This window comes from Pseudoalteromonas sp. SG44-1 (assembly GCF_014164315.1).
In the GTDB taxonomy this organism is placed as follows: Bacteria; Pseudomonadota; Gammaproteobacteria; order Enterobacterales; family Alteromonadaceae; genus Pseudoalteromonas; species Pseudoalteromonas rhizosphaerae.
This window is the reverse complement of sequence record NZ_JACJEW010000232.1, coordinates 1-596: the sequence shown is the minus strand read 5'-3', so window position 1 is coordinate 596 and position 596 is coordinate 1. Positions and strand designations below refer to the sequence as shown.

The window sequence follows — 596 nt, the reverse complement described above, 5'->3', positions numbered from 1 at the left end:
CCCGTTGGGATGGTGTCTTCCACATCACTGGCCAGTGAACGCACATTGGTCACTGCTGATGCGGTGTCTTCATCCACACTTAAGCTGATAGCTTGTACCTCAGGGAGGTCGTTCACTGGGGTAATGGTGACTGTCACTGTTGCCGCTGTCGAGGTATTCAATGCCGCATCTTTTACCGTATAAGTAAAAGTGTCTGTCCCCGTTACGTTGCTGTTCGGTGTATACGTGGCAATGCCGTTAGTGATACTTACCGTGCCTTTACTCGCAGGTAATACGATAGCCGCTGAAGCGACCACTAAGTCATCTTCTGCATCACTGTCATTTGCTACCAAACTAAAGTTCACTGGCGTGTCTTCTGCAGTGGTGGCACTGTCATCCATGGCAACCGGTGCATCTGCAACTGGCGCGACCGTTAGTGTTACTGTCTGTACTGCCGATAACGCACCGGCGCTATCACGAACTTGGAATGTAAAGCTGTCGCCGTGGTTTTCACTGCCGTCATGTTGATAACTAAAGCTACCATCACTGTTTAAGCTGACACTACCAAATTGTGGTTGACTGACCAGCTCTGCGCTGAGTGTGTCGCCTGCATCATC

General features: G+C 50.3%; 1 protein-coding gene. It reads right to left on the bottom strand.

Annotated features, from left to right (window positions below; translation table 11 throughout):
- The coding region (locus H5187_RS25270) for a tandem-95 repeat protein (RefSeq protein WP_182798518.1) at positions 1-596 on the bottom strand (596 nt) is incomplete at both ends.